This is a genomic window from Gilliamella sp. wkB195, assembly GCF_001690445.1.
Lineage (GTDB): Bacteria > Pseudomonadota > Gammaproteobacteria > Enterobacterales > Orbaceae > Gilliamella > Gilliamella apicola_E.
Window position 1 is genome coordinate 40,892 of sequence record NZ_LZGP01000019.1, and the last position, 23,282, is coordinate 64,173.

At 35.1% G+C, this 23,282-nt stretch carries 22 protein-coding genes; 8 read left to right on the top strand and 14 right to left on the bottom strand.

Annotated features, from left to right (window positions below; all coding sequences use genetic code 11):
* Window positions 1-88 precede the first annotated feature (88 nt).
* The 4 genes from A9G08_RS05435 to A9G08_RS05450 all read right to left on the bottom strand — a co-directional run bounded on the left by A9G08_RS05435 (window position 89) and on the right by A9G08_RS05450 (window position 4,354).
* On the bottom strand, window positions 89-991 hold the full coding sequence (locus tag A9G08_RS05435) for a 1,4-dihydroxy-2-naphthoate polyprenyltransferase (RefSeq protein WP_065562721.1): 903 nt from the start codon (window positions 989-991) through the stop codon (window positions 89-91).
* A gap of 68 nt (window positions 992-1,059) precedes the next feature.
* Window positions 1,060-2,247: an ABC transporter permease gene (locus A9G08_RS05440; protein WP_065562722.1), complete on the bottom strand. Its 1,188-nt coding sequence runs from the start codon at window positions 2,245-2,247 to the stop codon at window positions 1,060-1,062.
* A 14-nt stretch (window positions 2,248-2,261) separates the two neighbouring features.
* The gene (locus tag A9G08_RS05445; protein ID WP_065562723.1) at window positions 2,262-3,401 is read right to left on the bottom strand and encodes an ABC transporter permease; all 1,140 of its coding nucleotides are present in this window, start codon (window positions 3,399-3,401) and stop codon (window positions 2,262-2,264) included.
* A complete protein-coding gene (locus A9G08_RS05450; protein ID WP_065562724.1) occupies window positions 3,383-4,354 on the bottom strand; it encodes an HlyD family secretion protein in 972 nt (323 codons plus the stop codon). The genes A9G08_RS05445 and A9G08_RS05450 overlap by 19 nt, the downstream gene beginning before the upstream one ends.
* Before the next feature lie 336 nt (window positions 4,355-4,690).
* Here A9G08_RS05450 and A9G08_RS05455 point away from each other — a divergent pair, with 336 nt between their 5' ends.
* Both A9G08_RS05455 and A9G08_RS05460 read left to right on the top strand, forming a co-directional pair.
* Window positions 4,691-5,980 carry an NAD(P)/FAD-dependent oxidoreductase gene (locus tag A9G08_RS05455; RefSeq protein ID WP_065562725.1) on the top strand — a complete coding sequence of 430 codons (1,290 nt, stop codon included), beginning with the start codon at window positions 4,691-4,693 and terminating at the stop codon, window positions 5,978-5,980.
* A 101-nt stretch (window positions 5,981-6,081) separates the two neighbouring features.
* Window positions 6,082-6,684 carry a YiiX family permuted papain-like enzyme gene (locus tag A9G08_RS05460; RefSeq protein ID WP_065562726.1) on the top strand — a complete coding sequence of 201 codons (603 nt, stop codon included), beginning with the start codon at window positions 6,082-6,084 and terminating at the stop codon, window positions 6,682-6,684.
* Here A9G08_RS05460 and rnhB read toward each other — a convergent pair.
* The 4 genes from rnhB to fabZ are packed head-to-tail and all read right to left on the bottom strand — an operon-like array spanning window position 6,681 to window position 9,685.
* On the bottom strand, window positions 6,681-7,274 hold the full coding sequence (gene rnhB, locus A9G08_RS05465; protein WP_176701522.1) for a ribonuclease HII: 594 nt from the start codon (window positions 7,272-7,274) through the stop codon (window positions 6,681-6,683). The two genes, A9G08_RS05460 and rnhB, sit on opposite strands and share 4 nt — an antisense overlap.
* Window positions 7,265-8,419, bottom strand: coding sequence for a lipid-A-disaccharide synthase (lpxB, locus tag A9G08_RS05470; protein ID WP_065562728.1), 1,155 nt, complete (start codon window positions 8,417-8,419; stop codon window positions 7,265-7,267). The genes rnhB and lpxB overlap by 10 nt, the downstream gene beginning before the upstream one ends.
* On the bottom strand, window positions 8,419-9,198 hold the full coding sequence (gene lpxA / locus A9G08_RS05475) for an acyl-ACP--UDP-N-acetylglucosamine O-acyltransferase (RefSeq protein WP_065562729.1): 780 nt from the start codon (window positions 9,196-9,198) through the stop codon (window positions 8,419-8,421). The genes lpxB and lpxA overlap by 1 nt, the downstream gene beginning before the upstream one ends.
* Before the next feature lie 40 nt (window positions 9,199-9,238).
* Window positions 9,239-9,685, bottom strand: a complete 447-nt coding sequence (gene fabZ / locus A9G08_RS05480) for a 3-hydroxyacyl-ACP dehydratase FabZ (protein WP_034882348.1) — start codon at window positions 9,683-9,685, stop codon at window positions 9,239-9,241.
* A 666-nt stretch (window positions 9,686-10,351) separates the two neighbouring features.
* Here fabZ and fkpA point away from each other — a divergent pair.
* Genes fkpA through tusC form a run of 3 tightly spaced genes read left to right on the top strand, consistent with a single transcriptional unit; the run spans window position 10,352 to window position 11,988 of the window.
* A complete protein-coding gene (gene fkpA, locus A9G08_RS05485; protein WP_065562730.1) occupies window positions 10,352-11,251 on the top strand; it encodes an FKBP-type peptidyl-prolyl cis-trans isomerase in 900 nt (299 codons plus the stop codon).
* Between the two features lie 4 nt (window positions 11,252-11,255).
* Window positions 11,256-11,621 carry a sulfurtransferase complex subunit TusD gene (tusD, locus tag A9G08_RS05490; protein ID WP_065562731.1) on the top strand — a complete coding sequence of 122 codons (366 nt, stop codon included), beginning with the start codon at window positions 11,256-11,258 and terminating at the stop codon, window positions 11,619-11,621.
* Window positions 11,622-11,634: 13 nt separating this feature from the next.
* The gene (tusC, locus tag A9G08_RS05495; RefSeq protein ID WP_065562732.1) at window positions 11,635-11,988 is read left to right on the top strand and encodes a sulfurtransferase complex subunit TusC; all 354 of its coding nucleotides are present in this window, start codon (window positions 11,635-11,637) and stop codon (window positions 11,986-11,988) included.
* 145 nt (window positions 11,989-12,133) lie between these two features.
* On the opposite strand, the gene nagE is transcribed toward tusC, so the two are convergent.
* Window positions 12,134-13,618 (bottom strand): N-acetylglucosamine-specific PTS transporter subunit IIBC, encoded by a 1,485-nt coding sequence (nagE, locus tag A9G08_RS05500; RefSeq protein WP_065562733.1) that lies wholly within the window; start codon window positions 13,616-13,618, stop codon window positions 12,134-12,136.
* Window positions 13,619-13,867: 249 nt separating this feature from the next.
* Between nagE and nagB the strand changes: the two genes are divergently transcribed.
* From nagB to A9G08_RS05515, 3 genes are read left to right on the top strand one after another with little or no spacing between them, the layout of a single operon-like run.
* Entirely contained in the window at window positions 13,868-14,674 is an 807-nt protein-coding gene (gene nagB / locus A9G08_RS05505; RefSeq protein WP_065562734.1) for a glucosamine-6-phosphate deaminase, read from the top strand.
* Window positions 14,675-14,685: 11 nt separating this feature from the next.
* Window positions 14,686-15,828 carry an N-acetylglucosamine-6-phosphate deacetylase gene (gene nagA, locus A9G08_RS05510; RefSeq protein WP_065562735.1) on the top strand — a complete coding sequence of 381 codons (1,143 nt, stop codon included), beginning with the start codon at window positions 14,686-14,688 and terminating at the stop codon, window positions 15,826-15,828.
* A gap of 36 nt (window positions 15,829-15,864) precedes the next feature.
* The gene (locus tag A9G08_RS05515) at window positions 15,865-17,097 is read left to right on the top strand and encodes an ROK family protein (protein ID WP_065562736.1); all 1,233 of its coding nucleotides are present in this window, start codon (window positions 15,865-15,867) and stop codon (window positions 17,095-17,097) included.
* Between the two features lie 45 nt (window positions 17,098-17,142).
* On the opposite strand, the gene asd is transcribed toward A9G08_RS05515, so the two are convergent.
* The 5 genes from asd to A9G08_RS05540 form a co-directional block, all read right to left on the bottom strand.
* Window positions 17,143-18,246: an aspartate-semialdehyde dehydrogenase gene (gene asd, locus A9G08_RS05520; RefSeq protein ID WP_065562737.1), complete on the bottom strand. Its 1,104-nt coding sequence runs from the start codon at window positions 18,244-18,246 to the stop codon at window positions 17,143-17,145.
* A 275-nt stretch (window positions 18,247-18,521) separates the two neighbouring features.
* Complete coding sequence (locus tag A9G08_RS05525; protein WP_141673934.1) at window positions 18,522-20,603, bottom strand: prolyl oligopeptidase family serine peptidase; 2,082 nt, start codon at window positions 20,601-20,603, stop codon at window positions 18,522-18,524.
* A 148-nt stretch (window positions 20,604-20,751) separates the two neighbouring features.
* Window positions 20,752-21,183 carry a PTS sugar transporter subunit IIA gene (locus A9G08_RS05530; RefSeq protein WP_065562739.1) on the bottom strand — a complete coding sequence of 144 codons (432 nt, stop codon included), beginning with the start codon at window positions 21,181-21,183 and terminating at the stop codon, window positions 20,752-20,754.
* A gap of 11 nt (window positions 21,184-21,194) precedes the next feature.
* Window positions 21,195-22,193: an SIS domain-containing protein gene (locus A9G08_RS05535; protein WP_065562740.1), complete on the bottom strand. Its 999-nt coding sequence runs from the start codon at window positions 22,191-22,193 to the stop codon at window positions 21,195-21,197.
* Complete coding sequence (locus tag A9G08_RS05540; protein ID WP_065562741.1) at window positions 22,190-23,275, bottom strand: SIS domain-containing protein; 1,086 nt, start codon at window positions 23,273-23,275, stop codon at window positions 22,190-22,192. Before A9G08_RS05540 ends, A9G08_RS05535 begins: the two co-directional genes overlap by 4 nt.
* Between the last annotated feature and the right edge of the window lie 7 nt (window positions 23,276-23,282).

A 23,282-nucleotide genomic window follows, 5' to 3' on the forward strand; every position in this document is an offset into this window, starting at 1 on the left:
GTAGAGTCTCCTTTAACTGTAATATTCATTCGATTCTAGTATAACGCTAACATTAAGTAAAACGATATAAATTTAGAATAAACGTGAGCTAGCTCAAAATAATACCCAAACAATAAAGTAAATTAGTTAATAAAGCAAGTTTGACCATTTGTATTAGTAACGGTGCAGCGTCATTAACCGTCTTAAATTTAAATACCGCACTGATATGTTTTATATATAGTGGCAATGTTAATAAAAATAGTCCACTCCAAAAAGTATGTAGATTTTTGTAAGCAAATAAACTAAATAGACACAATGATATAATTAATAAAAGTAAGTGATAACAGCAACCGTAAGTTTTACCAATTAGCACAATCAATGTTCGTTTATGATGTTGTTTATCGCTTTCATAATCGCGTAGATTATTAATATTAAGTACTGCAACCGCTAATAATCCACTAGCAATTGCAGGTAAGATGAGTCGTGTCGATAACACTTTAGTCTGTAAGTAATCACTGCCAATTACCCCAACCAGCCCAAAAAAGATAAGGACAGAGAAATCACCTAATCCAATATAACCATAAGGTTTTTTCCCCATCGTATAGGTAATTGCTGCAATGATTGAGCATAATCCTAACAAGACAAAAATCAGAAGTTGTCGATAGTTGTTGCAGGCTAAAATAAGTAATGCAAGCCCTGAAGTAATACATAATAAAACGGTAATCCAAAGCGCTATTTTTAGTTGATTAAGCGTGATTAAACCTAATTGTAATCCCCGTTTATGCCCTGTTAAATTTTGTTGGTCACTGCCTTTAATTGCATCACCGTAATCATTAGCCAAATTGGATAAAATTTGTAATAACGATGCGGTAATGATTGATAGTAGCATAATCAATGGGTCAAAAGACCGTTGCCAATATGCTAGCGAATTTCCCATCAAAATAGCCGAAAGCGATAATACTAACGTTTTAGGGCGTAAACTAATAATCCATGGATAATATTTATTGGACATACGTTATTTATTTGAAAAATTTAAGCATTCATCATAACAGCTATTGATTGTATATTCACGTTTTAGCATTAACTAATTGAAGGTTTATTATTAACTTTTTTAGTATTTGAACGCACAAATTTTTTTATTTTTTTGAAATATCTTCTCATTTTTCCTTCGCGTAGTGCTGCAATAAAAAAGCCTAGCGAACCATATATGACTCCGAGAAATAGAATCATAAATATATTAAATACATTATCTGACAAACCTAACCCCATCTGATTTACACCAGCAATCATATTTGTTGCCCATGTAGATGGTAACATTCGCGATACCGTTTGTACCCATAACGGCATAGCATCAAGAGGCCATATAGTACCGGATAGGTAAAATACGGGGGTAGTCAAAAAGGCTAAGGTTAGGTAAATCATCTCGGTTCGATGTAAACATTCAGTGAGTAATTTACTCAACCCCAACACCGCTAATAATAGCGGAAATGTCATAATAATAATTTCGGGTATGCTTGCTAATTGCCTATAGCCAAGAACCCAAGGCCATAATCCAAAGAGGACTAAAGACAAAAAGAGCCATATTGGTATAAGACCGCATAAACTTCCGAATATAACAATCTTTGGTGGTTTACCTTGGGGCAAGGAGTGCAAGGTGATATTGGTACGCGTTGAGGCAATCAAAAAGGAGTGTTGCAACAACATAACGAGTAATCCAGGAAAAGTTATCGCCGCAAAACTAATCCCGGCATTATAAAGCGGCATCGTTTGCCCTTTTATTGGCGATAAGATGATATTAATCTGCGGATCAGAAAAACCAGCATTGCGCATTACCCGCGTATTATATTCGGTTAATATTTGTTGATATATTCCTCTAATATCAACTTGTATTAGACCATTAGCTAGACGGCTAGAAGCATCACCATAAGCAGGAATTGTCACCTCTTCACCGTTTAAAAGACGTTTTTCGAAATTTCTTGGGATGGTAAATACCGCAAATAATTTACGACTGTTAATATCATCATAAGCTTCTAATGAATTTTCATAAGTAAGCACATCGATTTTAGAACTGGTATTTAAAGATCGAATCAAACTTCGACTTGTAGCGCTATGATCCTGATCAACAATTGCAACCGGCAAATTGGTGATGGTGCCATTAATATAAACTAAGCTCATTAATGAAACAGAAACTAATAGCAATAACCACATTGGCCGCATTAGCATATAAAAAAACATTTTTATAGCTGAAGATAAAAATAGCTTAAGCATCCAAATATTGCCTCTTACTGTGAATGTAAACGTTTGACTAAACGTTTTCTAACTAACACTGTAATAATTATTGGATAGATCATTAAAATCCCACATGTTTTTAATACAGATAGATAACTGGAATGTCGTAAAAAGAGATCGAATAATTTATTCAGTGCATAGGTTAAAGGCTCAAGTGACGAAATAAATCTTGCTATCCAAGGCATCGACAATTCAGGCACCACTACTCCTGAATAGGTCAATGCAAGCCCCACCAATACCCCAATATAGGTATATGCATCTAATACTGTTTTAGTAAATGTATAAAGCAAAATACCAATACTTTGCGCAGCAATAACATAAAAGAATACCACCAGCATCATAGCAAATGGCGAACCAGATACGCGCGCATCAGAAAATAAAACCAGCATAGCTATTTCAAACATCAATAACATGGTATACCAGATGGTATAAGGAGCTAGTTTACCTAATACAAATGGATAATTAGGCCGAGTCCGTTTAGGTAATCGCGATAAAATATGAATTGTTGTGGTCACTACAAATAATTGTAACAAATGAACTACCGCGGAAAATTGCTGGAAGTACATTGAGTTACCACTAGCATTAAATAACCCATCATAATTGAAATTAACTTGAGAAAGCTTAGGTACGGGCAAACCTATACTGGTTGCCATGGTCGTCCGATATTGTGTATTTAATGAAGCAATTAGGCCGGAATAGTCCATAATAGAGTATAAGCCAGCACTATAATATAAAGCATTATAATAAAGCATCGGCGTTGGTTGACGACCAGCTAACACATCGGCTTCAAAATTAGGCGGTATATAGAGAATGGCGTAAATTTTAGCTTTTTCTAAATCACGTTCAGCCATTTTTAACTGATTATCATAATTAATTAGATTTGCGTGCGCGCCAGCGTTAAGATCCCGAATAATTTCACGAGATAAGGTACTTTTATCTTGATCAACATAACCTACTGGAAGATCAAATAATACACCTCGATAAAATATACTGCTGATGATCACAAAAATAATCAGCGGTAAAATCCACATTAACCAATGGAAAGTAAAACGCTTAAATATAACTGGAATTTCATCATTAAATGCTTCTTTAAAGCGATGCCAGAAATCTGAAATTAGTTGTCTATTTTCCATAATGTACTCATACCTGCGCGTAAGCCTTCAACAGGTTTAGTTGGATAAAGTCTAATTTCAAAGGTTTTCAAATCGAAATCACCCGTTGCTCGAGTAGCACGTTTAGTTGCATAATCGCCCATTGGTGAAATAAAACGAACTTCCGCTTCAACTTCTTTATTACCAAGGGCTGGTACTTCCAACTTAACATGGTCACCCTTGTGAATATTAGGCATAATATTCTCACGAATATTAAACACAAAATAAGCTTGTGGTAATCGAATAACTGTTAATAGTGGGCTATTTGCATTAAACAGCTCGCCTACTTCGGCAGGAATTGAACCAACCTCACCATCTACAGGCGCCTTGACTTGCAGATCATCATATTGAATCTGTAATTGTTTAAGTTGCTCTTCAGCCTCTTGCAATTTAGCATTATAGATCTCACGCTGTTCAATACGATCACCGTTTTTCGCTTGATCTAAGTTGGCTTGGGCTGACAAAACCTGCTGATGAGCTGCATCACGCGTTTTAAGGGCATTATCTAATATTGATTGAGAAACAAAACCTTTTGCCGAAATGGCTTTATTACGATTGTACTCTTTCGAAGCATTATCATAAGAAACTTTTGCTTGTTCCAATAACGCTTCATAATAGCGAATACTTTCTTCACGAGTACCGTTTTGAGAAAGTTCAACTTGCGCTTTTGCTTGATCTCGCCCAGCTTCGGCAGCTTTAACTTGAGCTAAAAGCTCAGGACTGTCAAGCGTAATTAAGACATCATTTTGTTTAACATCATCGCCACGATTGACATGAATTACTTGCACTCGCCCCTTGGCTTTAGAGGATATGCTGACATTAGGTGCATCAACTTCGCCTTGCAAAATAAGCTGGCTGCTATGAGCACGTATTAAGATCGTCATTGAAATTAAAATAACAATCAATGCAATAACAATAAAAATTTTTTTATTCATAAATTTGTTTTGAGTGACAATTGTAAGATAAGGCCTAAAGAACTAGGATAATTGTATGCAATCAAGAATTAACATACTTCAAAAATGATTACTATATCATACGATATAACGCTTTATTTAAACAATCTAAGCTATATTTCTATGCCCAAATAAGGCTAAACGGGATTATTTACAACTATATTGAATGATATTCTATTTCACCCTTAAATAAATTTCAATAATTGTAAACCTCCATTTTAATAGATTTCATTTATAAATGTTATCAGTCAAAAGAAATAGATAAAAACCTACTTATTTAGTATGATATTTTACAATTAAAATAATAAGGCTTGAAATATGCAAAAAATAATTATTATTGGTGGTGGTGCCGGCGGTTTAGAGCTCGCTACTGACCTAGGTGATAAGTTAGGCAAAACGGACAAAGCTCAAATTACCCTAATTGATAAAAACAGTTATCATTTATGGAAACCATTATTACATGAAGTAGCAACGGGTGTACTTGATGAGCAAGTTGATAATATTTATTATGCATCTCAAGGACAACAACATAATTTCGAATTTACCCAGGGTACCTTTACTGACCTTAATCGGGACCAAAAACAAATCACTATTATCAATCATCAAGATGAATCAGTCGCTATTGATTACGACATTTTAGTTATTGCCATTGGTAGTACTTCTAACGATTTTGGTACACCTGGTGTTAAAGAACATTGTATCTTTTTAGACGATCAAAATGCAGCGATTCGCTTGCGAGAAACCTTAATAAATAAATTCACCAGTTTCTGTTCAATTATCGATAATGATCAAAGCACCGACGAAGATAAAATTCGAATTGCTATCGTAGGCGGTGGTGCAACTGGCGTTGAGTTAGCTTCTGAACTACCACACATGGTGGAAGCATTTGGTGCCTGTGGTCGTAATAAGATGTGTTCCGATCTTTTAGATGTGTCGGTTATTGAAGCAACAGATCGTATTTTACCAGCCCTACCAGAAAAGACTGCGGCAAGTATTACTAAAACACTTGAAAAACAAGGTATCCATGTATTAACCAAGACCATGATTACTAAGGCTGAAAGCGATGGATTTTATCCAAAAGAAGGCGATACTATTAAAGCCGACATTATGATCTGGACTGCGGGTGTTAAAGCTCCTGATTATTTAAAGGAAATTGCTGGATTAGAGTCAAGTCGTTCAAATCAATTGGTGGTAAAACCAACATTGCAAACTTCTCGTGATGACAATATTTTTGTTATCGGCGATTGCGCTTACGCAATGCAAGACAATGGCCATGCCTCACCACCTACTGCTCAAGCTGCACATCAAATGGCAAAAATTTGTTACGAAAACATTATCAACATATTAGATAATAAGCCATTAAAATCGTTTAAGTATACCGATAATGGCACAATCATTTCTTTACATGATACCGCGCAAGGTGTGGTTAAAATAGCAGGAAAAAGTGAAATGGGTGTAAAGGGATGGTTTGCGCTAATTATTCATCGATTGTTGTATCGAATGCATCAAGCTAGCTTGTTAGGTATTTTCAAAACGATTCGTTTTGCTCGTGCCAGTAAAGTTATGTACAAAACAAAATCGACATCTATTTTCAGTAATCGGGATTAATGACTAAAACACGACTAAAAGCTACTTAAAATTTATTTAAGTAGCTATTTTAGCTAATAATTTTATAATATTACCTTGATTTATTTTTTAAGTAGAAAATCATGCGTTCTATTTTGATTATTATATTACTTTTCACTACCTACACGACGGCCACAGCAGATTACCTAGATGGCGATATTATTTTCCAATCTTCTCAATCAAACCAAAGCAAGGCGATTGAGCTAGCAACCAAGTCACCTTATAGTCACATGGGAATAATTTTTATTAAAAATGGAAAACCTTATGTCTTTGAAGCAGCATCTAAAGTGGTCTATACACCGTTTGATAAATGGGTAACTCGAGGAAAAAATAGAAAATATATAATTAAACGCCTAAAAGATCACACTTTATCACAAAAAGAAATTGCTAATTTAAAACGAGTTGCTCATTCATTTGAAAATAAGCCTTACGATATTTGGTTTGGCTGGGATGATAAGTATATTTATTGCTCAGAACTAGTTTGGAAAATTTATAATAAAGCACTTAACTTAAAAATTGGACAATTACAAAGGATTAAAGATTTTAATCTGTCAGCACCAGCAGTTAAACAAAAACTAACTGAACGCTATGGAGATAAGATCCCTTATCAAGAAACCGTTATTTCACCAGTCGCTATATTCAATTCACCATTATTAATAACAGTAGATCAACATTGGTCGAATTAGATAAGTAACAATCTCTTAATTGGAGCAAAACTCTTACGATACAAATGGTTGATACCGTGTGATTCTATAGCCATTAGGTGATCTTTGGTGGGATATCCTTTATGCTTTGCCAATCCATAGTGCGGATACAATTTATCTAATTCAACCATTTCACGATCACGAGTCACTTTCGCAAGAATCGACGCAGCACTAATTTCAGCAACAAGTAAATCGCCTTTAACGACAGCTTGTGTTTGAATACCAAATTCAGGGCAACGATTGCCATCCACTAAAACATAATTGGGTTTGATTTTTAAACCAGACACCGCCCGTTGCATAGCCAGCATAGTGGCATGAAGAATATTAAGCTTATCAATCTCATCGACTGATGCTCTAGCAACACTCCACGCTAATGCATTTTGCTTGATAATATCAAATAAAGCTTCACGTTTTTTTTCTGTCAGCTTTTTAGAATCGGTTAATCCCTCTATCGGTTTATTTGGATCTAAAATCACAGCAGCAGTAACAACATCACCACACAGAGGACCTCGTCCAACTTCGTCAACTCCGGCAATTAATGTGGCATCAGGGTAGGTAAATTCTAACAACAATGTGAATCCTCTAATACATCAAGTACAGCTTGTGCTGCTTGTTCATCTGCATTACAACGAATTTGTTTATGCAAAGCTAAAAATGTCGCTTTTAATTCGGTATTATCACTTTCTAAAAAAGGAAAAACATGATTAGCGATATTTTCTGGTGTACAATCATGTTGTAGCAACTCAGGCACTATTTCTTTACCTGCTAAGATATTTGGTAACGACACATAAGGCGTTTTGATTAACTTTTTAGCCAACCAAAACGTAAAAGCTTTCATTTTGTAACCGACAACCATTGGGCATTTAGCTAACATACATTCAAGAGCAACCGTTCCAGACGCTAAAATTGCCGCATTACTGGCAATCATTGCTTCACGAGCATGACCATCTAATAACTGCACATTAAGTTGTGGTGCGATTTCAGTTTTAATTCGCTCAAACTCTTGTCTCCTTTTCTCATTTGCTAAAGGAACCACAATATGTAAATCAGGAAATTTGTCACGTAGCAATTGAGCCGCCTTTAAAAAAGGCTCAGATAATAACGTCACTTCAGCATGACGGCTGCCAGGTAAAAGTGCTAAGCATTGGCAATCAAGCGGGATACCTAATTGTTGACGCATTGCGGTTTGATCTGGTTCTAAAGGAATGTCATCAGCCATTTTATGACCAATAAAACGACAAGGAACATCAAATTTATCGTAAAAGGCTTTTTCAAAAGGAAGAAAAGCTAAGATAAGATTAGTATTTCGTTTAATCTTAAACACGCGCTTTTGTTTCCAAGCCCAGACTGATGGGCTCACATAATGAATAGTTTTAATACCAGCTTGTTTGAGTTTACCTTCTAATGATAGATTAAAATCAGGCGCATCAATACCAATAAATATATCAGGTTTTAGTTCAATAAGACGTTTAGTGATATCTCGACGAATAGCTAAAATACGACGTAATCGACCTAATACCTCGACAATGCCCATCACAGACAGCTCTTCCATTTCATACCAAGCTTTACAGCCTTCAGCTTGCATTTGTGGTCCAGCAATTCCAACAAATTGAATATTTGGATGGTGTTTTTTGAGAGAACGAATTAAACCTGCACCTAAAATGTCACCAGATGTTTCACCAGCGACAAGTGCTACAGTTAAAGCTTTATCAGTCATTAACGAATAATGCCACGAGTCGAACGAGCAAAAAAGTCAGTAAACAGTTGAACTTCAGGGTACTGTTTAGCTAACGATTCAATTTCAACTTTGGCATCGTCAAGGGTTAACCCATTTCGATAAAGAATTTTGTAAGTATTACGAATGGCTTGTAGTGCTTCTTTACTAAAACCTCTACGTTTCAATCCTTCATAGTTAACGCCATGTGGTGTTGCATGATTGCCTTGTGCAATAACATAAGGAGGAACATCTTGGGCAACACCAGAACAACCACCAACCATTACGTGAGATCCGATAACACAAAATTGATGTACAGCTGTCATACCACCAATAATAACATGATTGTCTAACTGCACATGACCGCCAAGCGTTGCATTATTCGCTAAAATACAATTATTACCAATAATACAATCATGAGCAACGTGTGCATTAATCATGAATAAATTATCACTACCAATACGCGTTAACTCCCCCCCTTGAACAGTGCCGCGATGAATCGTCACACTTTCACGAATCATATTACGATCACCAATTTCAGTACGAGTTGGTTCTCCTCGATATTTTAGATCTTGGTTAACTTCACCGATTGAAGCAAATTGATAGATTTGATTATTTTGACCAATTTTGGTGTGGCCATTAACGACAACATGTGATTTTAAAAAAGTGCCATCACCAATTTCAACATGTTCACCAATATAACAAAAAGGCCCGATTTTGACGTTATCACCAATCTTTGCCCCCTTTTCTATTACTGAACTTGGGTGTATTTCCGTTGCCATAGCAATTCCTTAATACATTTGGGATATTTCAAAATCAATATTACTTACGAGCACACATCATTTCGGCTTCACAAACCAGTTTACCATCAACTGTTGCAACACCATGGAACAATGCAATACCACGACGCTCTTTAATATATTCAACATCAAGTACGATTTGATCACCTGGCACGACAGGGCGTTTAAAACGCGCTTTATCGATTGAAGCAAAATAATAAAGCTGTCCTGGCGATAACTCTTCAATACTTTTAAAAGCTAAAATTCCAGTCGCTTGCGCCATCGCTTCTAAAATTAGTACACCAGGGAAAATCGGTTTATTTGGAAAGTGACCTTGGAAGAATGGTTCATTAAAAGTAACATTTTTAATGGCTTTTAATGTTTTGCCTTTTTCATAACTAAGTACGCGATCAACCATTAAAAATGGGTAACGATGAGGCAGTAAACTTATGATTTCTTCAATATCAAGGGTATTAAGTTCGGTAGTCAAAATAGCTATCCTTATACAATATTTACTATAAATTGGATCTATTATAACTGAGGATACCACTTTCACTCAAGGAGTGATTTTTCAGTGTATTTTTACAGTTTTCAATAACAAATAAACCTAATTTTATATAAAAGATGCTTAAAAAATATTTTGTATTATAGTAGATCATATAATACGATTGGTATTTAACTAAATGATCTTTTAACTTGGAGAGTGAAATGAAATCATTTATTAAATTGACATTAATAAGCAGTATTATCATATTAACACTTACAGGCTGTAGTGATTTTCTGAAGTGTTTTTACGGTTTTTAATAACAAATAAGCCTAATTTTATATAAATTAATTAGATAAAAGATACGTAAAAGTTATATTATCCTATAATAGATCATATATAATACCGTGAATATTTAGCTAAAAGATCTTTTAACTTGGAGAGTGAAATGAAATCATTTATTAAATTGACATTAATAAGCAGTATTATCATATTAACACTTACAGGCTGTAGTGATTTTCTGAAGTGTTTTTACGGTTTTTAATAACAAATAAGCCTAATTCTATATAAATTAATTAGATAAAAGATACGTAAAAGCTATATTGTCCTATAATAGATCATATATAATACCGTGAATATTTAGCTAAAAGATCTTTTAACTTGGAGAGTGAAATGAAATCATTTATTAAAATGACATTGATAAGTAGTGCTATCGTATTAGCACTTGCAGGTTGTGATGATAAAAAAACTACCGAAGAAAACAAAACACCTGCTACTACAACGACAAATGCTACCGAAACAGCACCTGCGCCAGCAGAAAATAAAGCAGAACCAGCTAAAACCGATGATAAAGCTGATTCTCTAAACAATAAAATAAAAATTACCACTGAAGCCCAAAAAGAGTCTTATGCATTAGGTTCTTCATTTGCTAACTACCTAAAATCAAACTTAGAACAAAATGAAGTAAAAGCAGACCAAGAATATCTAATCAGCGGATTTAATGAAACCATGAAAGGTAATTCACAACTTAATCAAGAAGAAGTGAACACAATTCTAGAAGCTTTCGGTAAACGTATCCAAGAAGAAAGCCAAGCGCGTTTTGAAAAGCAAAAAACTGAAAATACCGCGGCTGGTGAAAAATTCCGTGAAGCATTTGCAAAAGAACCTGGAGTAATAAAAACTAAATCAGGTTTATTATATAAAGTTATTCAAGAAGGTACTGGAGCTCACCCAACTGCCAATGATACTGTTATCGTTCACTATGTTGGTACATTAACTGATGGTCGTAAATTCGATAGTTCTTATGACCGAAATGAGCCAGCAACCTTCCCACTTAACGGTGTAATCAAAGGTTGGACTGAAGGAATTCAACTCATTGGTGTTGGCGGTAAAATTAAATTAGTTGTTCCACCAGAATTAGCTTATGAAGATAAAAGCTTGCCAAGCCAAGGTAACAACGCCAATATTACCCCTGCGTCAACTTTAGTTTTTGAAGTTGAATTGCTTGGTATTGATAAAGATAACAACGAAGAAGCTATTCCAACTGCTCAGCCAGTACAAGCACCAAACTAATTTGATGAAACCATTAAGTTATACGCTGGTTATTATGGGTCCCGCTTATGGGACCCAATCTGCTTATTGTGCTTATCAATTTGCTCAAACATTATCTTCAAATACAAATCACTCAATCAATAGCATCTTTTTTTATGCTGACGGTGTCTATAACGCTAATCATTTTACTGATCCGGCTAATGATGAATTTGATCTCGTCAAAGCATGGCAAAACTTAGCAAAACAAAACGCTTTAAAGCTGAAGATTTGCGTGGCAGCAGCACAAAGAAGGGGAATTAGTATAGAAAACCTTGCTGAACATTTTGAACTAACTGGTCTTGGTGAATTGAGTGAGGCAGTAGCAAGTTCTGATCGAATCCTACAATTTTAAAAAGGTAGATTAGATGAAAAACGTAGCAATTATTATTAGTACTCCACCACACGGCAATGCAAAAGGCCGAGAAGCATTGGATACCGCTTTAGCCTTATCAACATTCAATCATATTTCTGTCTTTTTTATGGGCGATGGTGTTTTTCATCTGTTACCTAATCAACATCCAGAAGAGATTTTAATGCGAGATTACATAGCAACCTTTAATATGTTAGAACTTTATGACATTGAAGATGTTTATGTTTGTAAAACAGCTTTAGATGAGCGGAATTTAAGCCAGATTGCCCTCAACATTCCTAACCAACAAATTGAAATTACCCAGTTTCATCAGTTACTTGCGGATCAAGACACTATTTTACGCTTTTAATTAGCTTCAAAAACCCCGCTCCTCAACTTTTTTTATAATTCTATAAACAAAATCTATGCTTGCCAAAGATAATAAAAATCCTCGTGGCTTTTATCATTACTACCACGAGGAGAATATTGATAAAACTTATTTAATAAAATTGATATTAAACTAATTTTTTCATTTTATCGGCAATCTTCTCAGCTTGTTGACCAACAACAATTTGAACGCCAGTTTTACCTAGTTTTATCACTGCCATTGCACCAAGTGCTTTAGCTGCTTGTTCATCAACCAAATCTGAATCATGAACATTCAAACGTAAACGTGTGATACAAGCATCAATATTAGTTAGATTTTCTTTACCACCAACGATAACTAAATATTGTTCAGCAAGCTTAGAAGTATCACCTACAGTTGGTACATTCTCTTCAGCTGAAGTATCGGTCACATCGTCTTCACGTCCCGGCGTCTTAAGATTGAATTTAACAATAACAAAACGGAACACAATATAATATACAAAGAAAAATACGACACCTTGAAGAATAAGCATATACCAATGTACAGCCAAAGGATTGCGGCTGGATAACAGCATATCGATTAAACCTGCACTAAAGCCAAAGCCAGCTATCCATTGCATGGTTGCAGCGATAAATAGTGAAATTCCAGTTAAAATAGCATGGATCACATAAAGTACAGGTGCTACAAACATAAAAGCAAATTCTAAAGGTTCAGTAACCCCAGTGAAAAATGCTGCAAATGAAGCGGCTAACATGATCGATGCGGTTTTATCTTTATTGCCTTTTTTAGCTGTATGATACATGGCTAATGCTGCACCCGGTAAACCAAACATCATAATTGGGAAAAATCCTGCTTGATAGCGACCGGTAATACCAATGGTTGCTAATCCATCATCAATAGATTTTTGTCCTCCAAGGAAAGTTGGTATATCATTGATGCCAGCCACATCAAACCAAAATACCGAGTTAAGTGCGTGGTGTAAGCCGACCGGAATTAACAAACGGTTAAAGAAGCCATAAATACCCGCCCCAATAGAGCCTAAATCTTTAATGTATTTACCAAAAGCAACTAATGCATCATAAATAGATGGCCATATAAAATATAAAACAGCAGAAACTAATAGCATAACGATAGAAACAATAATGGGAACTAACCGTTTACCACTAAAAAAAGCTAACGCTTTATGTAATTCAACAGAACTGAATCGGTTATATAATTCAGCTGCAATAATACCAACTAAAATACCAACAAACTGATTATTAATTTTTTTAAATGCAGGGGAAATTTGTGATTGCCAACCATCAACACTAGTATCAATACCATTAAATAATGCAATAGAACTTGGTGAAAGTAATGTTGTGACAACTAAAAAACCGACTAATCCAGATAATGCAGCTGCACCATCTTTATCTTTAGACATACCATAAGCAACACCTATAGCAAATAGGATTGGCATGTTTTCAATAATTGCACCACCAGATTTTATTAAAAAGGCAGCAATAATACTATTTTGTCCCCAGCCATTTGGATCAATCCAGTAACCTATACCAAGCAATATTGCCGCTGCAGGTAATACTGCCACCGGCACCATTAATGAACGCCCAATGCGTTGTAAATAAGCTAAAATTCCCATAAGTTTTACCTCATATTATTATTTTGGGTTACTTAAAAAATAATGAAATTTCACATCTTTAAGTAAATGTAAGTAAGTCAACTATATTTCACATTATATTATTTTACTTCGCAAATTAAATGTTTGCTTTTTGTGATTTATATCACGATTTATTTTTGATTAATTAGTTTAATATAGTAGAATATGCTCAACATATTTTACGTTAAAAAAAAAGATTTTATTTAATTATATCAGAAGAGGCTGTATCTTATGAGACTTATTCCTTTAGTAAATGCGCAAGAAGTCGGCGCTTGGGTAGCACAGCGCATTGTTAACAAAATTAATCAATTTAAACCGACAGCGGAACGTCCGTTTTTATTAGGTTTACCTACAGGTAGTTCTCCGCTAGTTATGTATCAACAACTCATCAAACAATATCAAGCAGGTAAAGTCAGTTTTAAACACGTTGTTACCTTTAATATGGATGAGTATGTCGGTCTTCCAGAAGATCACCCTCAAAGTTATCACACTTTTATGTATGAAAATTTCTTCAACCATATTGATATTGATAAAAACAACATCCATATATTAAATGGTAATGCACCAGATATCGATCAAGAATGCCGCGAATATGAAGAAAAGATTAAATCTTACGGTAAAATCAATATTTTCGTTGGTGGTGTTGGTCAGGATGGACATATTGCATTTAACGAACCAGGTTCTTCACTTTGTTCAAGAACTCGAATTAAAACTTTGACTGAAGACACAATTATCGCTAACTCACGCTTCTTTGATAATGATATCAAACAAGTTCCAAAACATGCGTTAACGATCGGTGTTGCAACATTAATGGATGCACAGGAAGTGATCTTATTAGTTTGTGGACACAACAAAAGTTTAGCTTTACAAGCCGGTGTTGAAGGATGCGTTAATCATTTATGGACAGTTACCGCATTACAAATGCATCCAGCATCAATTATTGTTTGTGATGAGCCAAGTACTGATGATCTTAAAGTGAAAACACTAAAATATTTTAAACAAATGGAAGCTGATAACCTTAAAGTGACCGTTTTATAAAGGATAACTCAATGTACGCATTAACAAATTGTCGTATTTATACTGGTTATGAAATTCTTGAAAATCACGCCGTTATTATTGACGGCGATAAGATTGCCAAAGTTTGTAAACAAGAAGAACTACCAGCTAATATCACTACTGAAGATTTACAAAGTGCCATTGTTGCACCGGGTCTTATTGATATTCAAGTCAATGGTTGTGGTGGTGTACAATTTAATGAGACCCTCGATGCGTTAAGTGTCGAGACATTAGAAAAAATGCAAAAAACTAACCTAGTTTATGGTTGTACAAGCTATTTACCAACTTTAATCACATCAACTGATGAATTTATGATTAAAGCAGTAAACGTTATGCGTGAGTATTTGGCTAAACATCCAAATCAGGCATTAGGTTTGCATCTTGAAGGCCCTTACATTAACCCAGAAAAGAAGGGTATTCATAATGTAAATTACATCCGCCAACCTTCACAAAAAATGATCGACTTCCTTTGTGAAAATGCTGATGTCATAAAAATCATTACGTTAGCCCCAGAAAAAGTTGAATCTCACTATATTAAGCAATTAGCTGATGCTGGTATTCATGTTTCTGTCGGTCATTCTAACGGTCATTATGAAGATTGTCGTCGTGGTTTTAATGCTGGTATCCGTTTAGGAACGCATTTATTTAATGCAATGCCTTATATCACTGGACGAGAGCCTGGTGTTGTTGGCGCAATTTATGATGAACCCGAAGTTTATGTCGGTATTATTGCTGATGGTCAACACGTAAGTTGGGCTAATATTCGTAATAGTCATAAAATTAAACAAGATCATTTAATTTTGATTACCGATGCTATGTTATTAGCAGGGTCTAATTTAACCTCTGGCGTATTTGCTGATAAAACTATCTATTATAAAGATGGCCGTTGTGTTGATGAAAATGGCACTTTAGGTGGTTCAGCATTAACTATGATTGAAGCAGTTAAAAATGCAGTTGAATATGTTGGTATTGCTTTAGATGAAGCTCTAAGGATGGCAACGCTTTATCCTGCAAAAGCAATTGGTGTTGATAAACAACTTGGTACAATTAGTGAAAGTAAAATTGCGAACTTAGTTATTTTTAATCGTGATTTTTCAAACGTGAAAACGGTTGTTAATGGAATAATGACCCGCTAGAATGTTAGATAGTTAATGAAAATATTGAGATAAAATATGACCTTTAATTATCTACACCTAGTTGGCAATGCTGAGCTAATCAAACAATTAAATTACGCTATGATTTACCGTTTGATTGTTCAGCAAGCCCCAGTTTCACGGATACAACTCGCCGAAATTAGTCAATTAGCGCCAGCCAGTATAACCAAAATTACTCGCCAACTTATTAAAAAAAATTTAATCAAAGAAGTTGATGCACAGCAATCAACTGGTGGGCGTCCGGCTGTGTCAATACAAGCAAAATTTGGTTACTATCAGACTATTGCCATTCAATTAAGTCGTTCCCATGTTACCATTGAGCTATATGATCTTGGTGCTAACTGTTTAGTATCTGAAGTTTATCCATTAACCTCGTTTACCCAAGAATCAGCTGAAGAATATTTAATTGCATTAATTGAACAGTTCATAGAGCAAAATAGCAAAAAAATAAAACATCTTGTTGCTATATCAGTGGTATTACCAGGTTTGATTGACTCTGTTCGTGGGATTATTCGTTATACACCTCATATTCAAGTTAAAGCTTGGCCTCTAGCTGACGTTCTTCGTAATAAATTTAACATTTCGATTTTTATTGGCAATGATATTCAAAGTTTAGCTCTAGCCGAAAGTTATTTTGGCTCAACTCAAGATGTTGATGACTCAATTTTGATTCGTGTACATCGCGGTGTGGGGTCCGGTGTAATTGTTAATCAGCAACTATTAACAAACCATAATCAAAGTGCTTGTGAAGTTGGACACATCCAAATCGATGCGTTAGGAGAGCGTTGCCATTGTGGAAATTTTGGCTGTTTGGAAAATCGTGTAGTTAATAAAGCAATCGAGTTTCGAGCTAAACAGATGATTGAGCAAGGTTATCCAACTAAATTAAGTTTAGATAACTGTAATATTTCCACTATTTGTAAATATGCGAATCAAGGCGATGAGCTGGCAATTAAGTTAGTCAAAGATGCAGGTGAAAATCTTGGTCGTGCTGTTGCTATGATGGTGAATATTTTTAATCCACAACGAATTGTGTTAGCGGGTGAATTAACTAAATCATCAGAAGTGTTGTTAAATGCGGTAAACAGCGCGTTAAACGCACAAAGTTTAGAAGAGTTGAGAAAAAATCTTACTATCAATTGTTCATCGCTTAATGACCGTTCAGCAATTGGTGCATTTGCATTGATACAACAAGCGTTATTTAATGGTTCATTATTAATGACATTGTTAGAAAACAACATTACATTATAATGTGCATATATCACCAAAAAAGCCCGGTAACCGGGCTTTTTTTGATTAAGCTAAGATGCGAAGCATTCTTCTTAATGGTTCGGCAGCTCCCCATAATAACTGGTCGCCAACAGTAAAGGCTGATAAATAGTCTTTACCCATATTAAGTTTACGTAAACGTCCAACTGGCGTAGTTAATGTACCAGTAACAGCTGCTGGAGTTAGCTCACGCATTGATAAATCACGATCATTAGGGATAACTTTTACCCAATCGTTATGCGCAGCAAGTAATTTTTCAACTTCTGGCACACTGATGTCTTTTTTGAGTTTGATGGTAAATGATTGACTATGGCAACGTAATGCTCCAATACGCACACAAAGTCCATCAACAGGAATAATTTGGCTAGTACCTAAAATCTTATTCGTTTCAGCCTGGCCTTTCCATTCTTCTTTACTTTGACCATTATCAAGAGCTTTATCAATCCAAGGGATTAAACTACCCGCTAATGGCACACCAAAATTATCTGTTGGTAAACTACCATCACGCATTTTTTGCGTCACTTTCCGTTCAATATCTAAGATCGAAGAATTAGGGTCTTGTAGCTCTTTAGCTACTTCGGCGTTTAACATACCCATTTGGGTAAGCAATTCACGCATATGACGCGCACCGCCACCTGAAGCAGCTTGATAAGTTGATACCGATACCCAATCAACTAAGTTTTCAGCAAACAATCCACCAAGCGACATTAACATTAAACTTACGGTACAGTTACCACCAACAAAGGTTTTGATACCTCTATCTAAAGCTGCATGAATATTAGCTTTATTGACTGGATCAAGAACAATGATTGCCTCATCTTCCATTCTCAATGTTGATGCCGCATCAATCCAGTAACCTTGCCAGCCAGTCGCACGCAATTTTTTATAAATTTCAGAAGTATAATCACCACCTTGGCAAGTCACTATAATATCTAATGCTTTCAAAGCATCAATATTATCGGCACTTTGTAATGTTCCTGTTTTACCACCAAAGGTAGGGGCAGCTTGACCAGCTTGAGAAGTAGAAAAGAAAACAGGATTGATATAATCAAAATCATGCTCTTCAACCATACGTTGCATAAGGACGGAACCAACCATTCCACGCCAACCAACAAAACCAACATTTTTCATATTTTATTTCCAACGGTAGATGTTATATAAAGAAATCTTTATTGACTATTAAAACAAAATATCATCATAAAACAAGTGAGATAAGAATTATTTTTTAAGAGTATTAAAAGATAATAGCGAATTATATAAAACTATCGTTATTTAAATTGCTGGCTAGTTTTTATTGATATTCCTTTTCCAGATAATTTTTCACGATGATAAGTACACCCAAATGACTTATTTGATGATGAGGATTGTCATAAATAATATTAACTCTAATATTAACTATTTTTTAATTATGGTGTTGGCGTGGTTTTCCAAATAAAAAACTCGACTGTATTTAGAAAATTATCAAAAAAATGCCCTTCATATTGATCTGCTACAACTAATACCTGCTGTTTTTGGGTATGGTTTATCTCATTAAGACGAGCGATAAATTTAGCACTTTGCCATGGTGCTACACGTTCATCTTTCAAACCTACCGAAATCATAACCGGTGGATACGTAACATAATCTTTTAAATTTAAATAAGCATCTATTTTAGATAAATCCTTTAACTGTTTTGAGTTTAATGGCGAGCCAAACTCAGCAAAGTTTGCTTTACCAATAGCGATTTTATCTAATCGACTCATATTTAACATACCCACATTAATAGATGCCGCAGCAAAAAGTTCAGGATGTTTAGCTAATGCCATTCCAATTATAATACCACCAGCACTCTCACCGCTGATAACTAGCTTAGATGGTTGAGTAATATTATGATTAATTAAATATTGTGCGCATGTTATAAAGTCATCAACTGAGTTTTGTTTATTAGCTAAGCTACCGCCAATATGCCAATCTTCGCCTAATTCTCCACCTCCTCGAACGTGAGCAATTGCAATTATTCCACCTCTTTCAAGCCAAATTAAACGTGTAGCATCAAAAAAAGCGCGCTGACTTACACCATATGCACCATAGGTAGTTAACCATGTAGGAGCAGTACCATCATATTTGATCCCTTTAGGATGAATAATCGTCATAGGAACAAGTGTTCCATCGTTTGATTTTACCCATTGTTGTTCAGCCTCATAGTTTGCAAACGAAAAAGCACTGGGATTAATCATTTTTGAATCTTGAATTGATCCATTATCGGGGTTATAGGTAAATATTTTCGGGGGAACAGTCCAATTTTGAGCAGTAAATAATATTTCTTTGCGATCAGTATCACTAAAAATGGCTGTTATTTCTTCACTATTTGTAAGTGAAATCAATTTAACATGATGAGGGTCAGTAAAAGGAATAGCAACAAACTTGGGTGTTTCTGACTCATGATAAGCTAAGTAAATAGCATCTTTGCTTGCTGCAAATTGGAGCAAATCTCCATTTTGCCATTCCATAATTTTTTCTTCTAATTGGCTATTTTTATTCAAATTCACGCGCGAAATAGTATAACCAGACAACGCATTGTATTTAGCTAAATATAACCAATCACCTTTTAGAATAAAATTGGTAACCTTTTGTTTTCTATCGATGATTTTTTGCCAGTGGACTTTAGTATTATTAAGATTTTCATAATGTGTAAGGTATAAATCGATACTATAACCAGATATAGAAGATGAGATAGACGCAATAGCCCAATTACTAGAAAAAGATAAGGCTATATTTTGATCGGTAACGGGGTCATAACCAGTTATTTGATTTTTACTAAAGATTAAGACATCATCTTTTGTCTTAGTATTTAGATGGTGCAAATATAACTCTTCTGTGCCCGATTTTGGGCTATTTTGTTGATATTTATCATTTCTTTTATAAAAAAAAGATAAATTATCATTTGACCAAATAATGCTTGGATCCGATATGCCAGTTATATGATCATTAAGATGTGATTTAGTTTTTACATTGATAATTTTTATTGATGATATCTCAGCACCATTTTCATAAATGCTATAAGCAATATATTGCCCATCACGTGACGGATAAAAATCATATATACCATAACCAATAGGAGGATCTATCAACAATTTTTCATTATTGTAGCGATCTCTAACAAAAAGGCGATTATACGGATAATCTGCTGTTTGTTTGAAATAAAAACAATTATCGCCTACATATTGAATATCAGAAATTATAGGTTCAGAACCAAAATCGGTTAATTGATTAAATCGTTTACTGACAGTTTTTGACCATGGTAATGCATCTAGTATGTTGACGGTACGTTCAGACTCAGATAATAACCAATTACTGATTAACTGTGGCTGATTTTCCATCCAACGGTATTTATCGTTCGCTTCGATTTTTTTTAACGTTAATTCATTATTAGTTGTACAACAGCAACAAATACTACTTAACAAGAGAATCAATATTATGATAAATATTTTCTCTTTAAATATAGTCAAATTTACCTACCTATTAATTCTATATATAATTCAAGGATTAGATAAAAAGGTATAACTAGTAATGAATAAAAGCAAATATAATTTTATTTGAGTTAAAAATATATTTGCCTTATTAAAGTTAAATTAATTGATTATTTATCTGACCAGCTTAAAACTCTTCATCTTCTATTATTGATGACGTCATTGACACCATATTATAGTGCTCAATACTTTGTTGAGCTGTTTGCATTAGTTCTGATAGTAAATCATCTAGCGCCATTTGTGTTCTTAGCATAAATGTTGCCAATAACATGGGTATATTCACCCCAGTAACAATTTCTAGATTTGGATAATTGGCCATTAATCTGGTTAGTGTGTTAAAAGGCGTTCCGCCTTTTAAATCCACCAAACACAATATTGTCTCACCTTGTTGAGCAAAGCTTGCTAAATGATTTTCAATCTGCTGTTGAAACTCATCTAACGATTGCCCCATTAAAAAGGGCACGGCCTCACATAAGGTTTGTTTACCACAAATCATCTCGGCACTTACGATAAGACTTTGAGCAGTAGGTCCATGAGTACTGATTAATACCGCAACCATTGTTGCTCTCCTTAATAATCCAAGCAACGATAGTAGCGGCGAATAGTCATTGGGTGCCGATTTAAGTGTTCAACGTAAGCATCAATTCGGTTATTTATCGTTCTAAACACAAACGGTGATAAATGACCACGATATTTTTCTGATATACCCGGTAATGGATAATCTTTGGTATCAATAATGGTGTAGTTACCACAAATTTGCGGTAAGAATTTTGCCACTCTTTCACTTAATGGACGTTGACTATCTTCACCAACATAAACAGTTACAGCTGTATCACGGTCGATCACTTCTAATGTGCCATGGAAAAATTCAGCAGACTCGATCGATTTTGAACGTAGCCAGTGTTGCTCTTCCCAGTAGCACATCGCATGAGAATAAGTTGCACCCCATTGGTTGCCAGCACCGACAAAATAGTGCATAGCATCGTTATGATGTTTCAATGCGACTTCTTGCCCGAATGCATCAGCTTTTTTCGCCACTTCGACGATGTTTTTAGCAAAATGTTGATCCATTTGTTGATAAAATTCATCATAGTCAGGATATTCGCCTGCTAAATACATTAAGCGATCAGCAGCCATAAAGAATTTTAATTGCTCATTCATTGGGTAAGAAATCACATGGTGCGCCATTTTACCTAATGGTGAATCGGCTTTATCTAAAAAGGCTAAAACTGTTGCACCCACATCTTGTTGAATTTTATTAATAGCCTCAACGACCTCTTGGGTTGAGCCTGTAACAGATGAGATGATAATTAAGGTGTCTTTGGTTATACGCTTATTGCCGGTAACCAGATATTCCGCTGCATGTTGAATAAAGGTTTCAATGGCTGATTTTTCTTTCATATGGACAACTGCTTGCATCGATGAAGCGTAAGTTCCGCCAATACCTAACCAGCACACATTACTGTAACCACGGGAGTGAATTTTATCGATAAATTCATTGATTTGTGGACGAAGTGCTAATGCGCCATTCATGCTGTCGAGTTCTTTTTTTTCATCGTATTTTCTCATGCTCTAATCCTCTTAATTTTAGATTTAGTAATTTCATCAAATTCCGGATATGTTGATTTTTCCAGATTGTGACCTTTTAACTGTGATACTTGATAGCTAAGTAAGTGAATAGGAATTGTCATAAACAGCGAAGTTAATCGCTCATCACAACTGATACCTAGACATAAGTCATTTTCTGTTCGGTTGCCTTGTTGATGTGCATAAATTGTTACAACATTTTTCACATACTGATTTAAGAATTGTTTTAAGGAATCGGCTCTTTGCGCCAGTCTTCCTTGCGGTTCAATAAAAATGATTTGATCATCGCTATGCAAACCCAGATAAGGGCCATGCATATACTCTTCGAGTTCTTTACCCAACGCAGTGTTGCGTACGGTTTCGGTAAATTTAGTTTCTCCTTCCCTTGCAACCCCGTAGGTAGCACCGTAACCAATCAATATTACCCGTTGAGCTAGAGTATATTGATCTTCAAGGCGATTAACCCAAGCTTGTGAACGCTCAATAACTTGTGGTAATAATTGGGTAATCGTTTTAATCCGATTCATATAGTCATCAAATTTGGCTTGATTAATGGTTTCGGTTTTTTGCCCAATAATGAGGCTAATTAAGATCAAATCTAAAATAGTGATACTATAACCGGCACTGACATAAGGCATTTCTTCAATCGGCATCCCCATAGATAAAACGTGATTGCTAACTTGATACAAAGGACTTTGTGGATTGCTGGTCAGGCTATATATCGTCTTGTTATGGTGAATAAATTCCTCAACTAAATGAATGGTTGAATAACTCTCTCCACCTTGTGAAATGGCAAAATAGAGTGTATTTGGATCGTTATAGTGCAGGTAATTGGCCGCCATTGAAGGATCTTCAATATAGACAGGAATCTTCAACAGTTCGCTCATTATTGGTCTTGCACCATAAGCAGCATTAGCACTGGAGCCAGTGGCAAAAATGACAATGGCATTAAGCTGTTTTATTTGACTTAAATCGATATGATCGGCAAATAACGTCTGATAATTATCTAAAACAGCTTGATAATATTTCGGCTCTAATGCGACATAATCAGCAATACTTTTCATTGTTAAT

Coding starts and splice junctions, on each gene's coding strand:
- A9G08_RS05450 (WP_065562724.1), bottom strand. CDS start 4,354: ATGAATAAAAAAATTTTTATTGTTATTGCATTGATTGTTATTTTAATT.
- tusD (WP_065562731.1), top strand. CDS start 11,256: ATGAAACCATTAAGTTATACGCTGGTTATTATGGGTCCCGCTTATGGG.
- A9G08_RS05540 (WP_065562741.1), bottom strand. CDS start 23,275: ATGAAAAGTATTGCTGATTATGTCGCATTAGAGCCGAAATATTATCAA.
- A9G08_RS05515 (WP_065562736.1), top strand. CDS start 15,865: ATGACCTTTAATTATCTACACCTAGTTGGCAATGCTGAGCTAATCAAA.
- nagB (WP_065562734.1), top strand. CDS start 13,868: ATGAGACTTATTCCTTTAGTAAATGCGCAAGAAGTCGGCGCTTGGGTA.
- fkpA (WP_065562730.1), top strand. CDS start 10,352: ATGAAATCATTTATTAAAATGACATTGATAAGTAGTGCTATCGTATTA.
- A9G08_RS05530 (WP_065562739.1), bottom strand. CDS start 21,183: ATGGTTGCGGTATTAATCAGTACTCATGGACCTACTGCTCAAAGTCTT.
- nagA (WP_065562735.1), top strand. CDS start 14,686: ATGTACGCATTAACAAATTGTCGTATTTATACTGGTTATGAAATTCTT.
- A9G08_RS05460 (WP_065562726.1), top strand. CDS start 6,082: ATGCGTTCTATTTTGATTATTATATTACTTTTCACTACCTACACGACG.
- nagE (WP_065562733.1), bottom strand. CDS start 13,618: ATGGGAATTTTAGCTTATTTACAACGCATTGGGCGTTCATTAATGGTG.
- tusC (WP_065562732.1), top strand. CDS start 11,635: ATGAAAAACGTAGCAATTATTATTAGTACTCCACCACACGGCAATGCA.
- A9G08_RS05535 (WP_065562740.1), bottom strand. CDS start 22,193: ATGAGAAAATACGATGAAAAAAAAGAACTCGACAGCATGAATGGCGCA.
- asd (WP_065562737.1), bottom strand. CDS start 18,246: ATGAAAAATGTTGGTTTTGTTGGTTGGCGTGGAATGGTTGGTTCCGTC.
- lpxB (WP_065562728.1), bottom strand. CDS start 8,419: ATGACTGATAAAGCTTTAACTGTAGCACTTGTCGCTGGTGAAACATCT.
- A9G08_RS05440 (WP_065562722.1), bottom strand. CDS start 2,247: ATGCTTAAGCTATTTTTATCTTCAGCTATAAAAATGTTTTTTTATATG.
- lpxA (WP_065562729.1), bottom strand. CDS start 9,198: ATGGCAACGGAAATACACCCAAGTTCAGTAATAGAAAAGGGGGCAAAG.
- A9G08_RS05455 (WP_065562725.1), top strand. CDS start 4,691: ATGCAAAAAATAATTATTATTGGTGGTGGTGCCGGCGGTTTAGAGCTC.
- A9G08_RS05435 (WP_065562721.1), bottom strand. CDS start 991: ATGTCCAATAAATATTATCCATGGATTATTAGTTTACGCCCTAAAACG.
- A9G08_RS05445 (WP_065562723.1), bottom strand. CDS start 3,401: ATGGAAAATAGACAACTAATTTCAGATTTCTGGCATCGCTTTAAAGAA.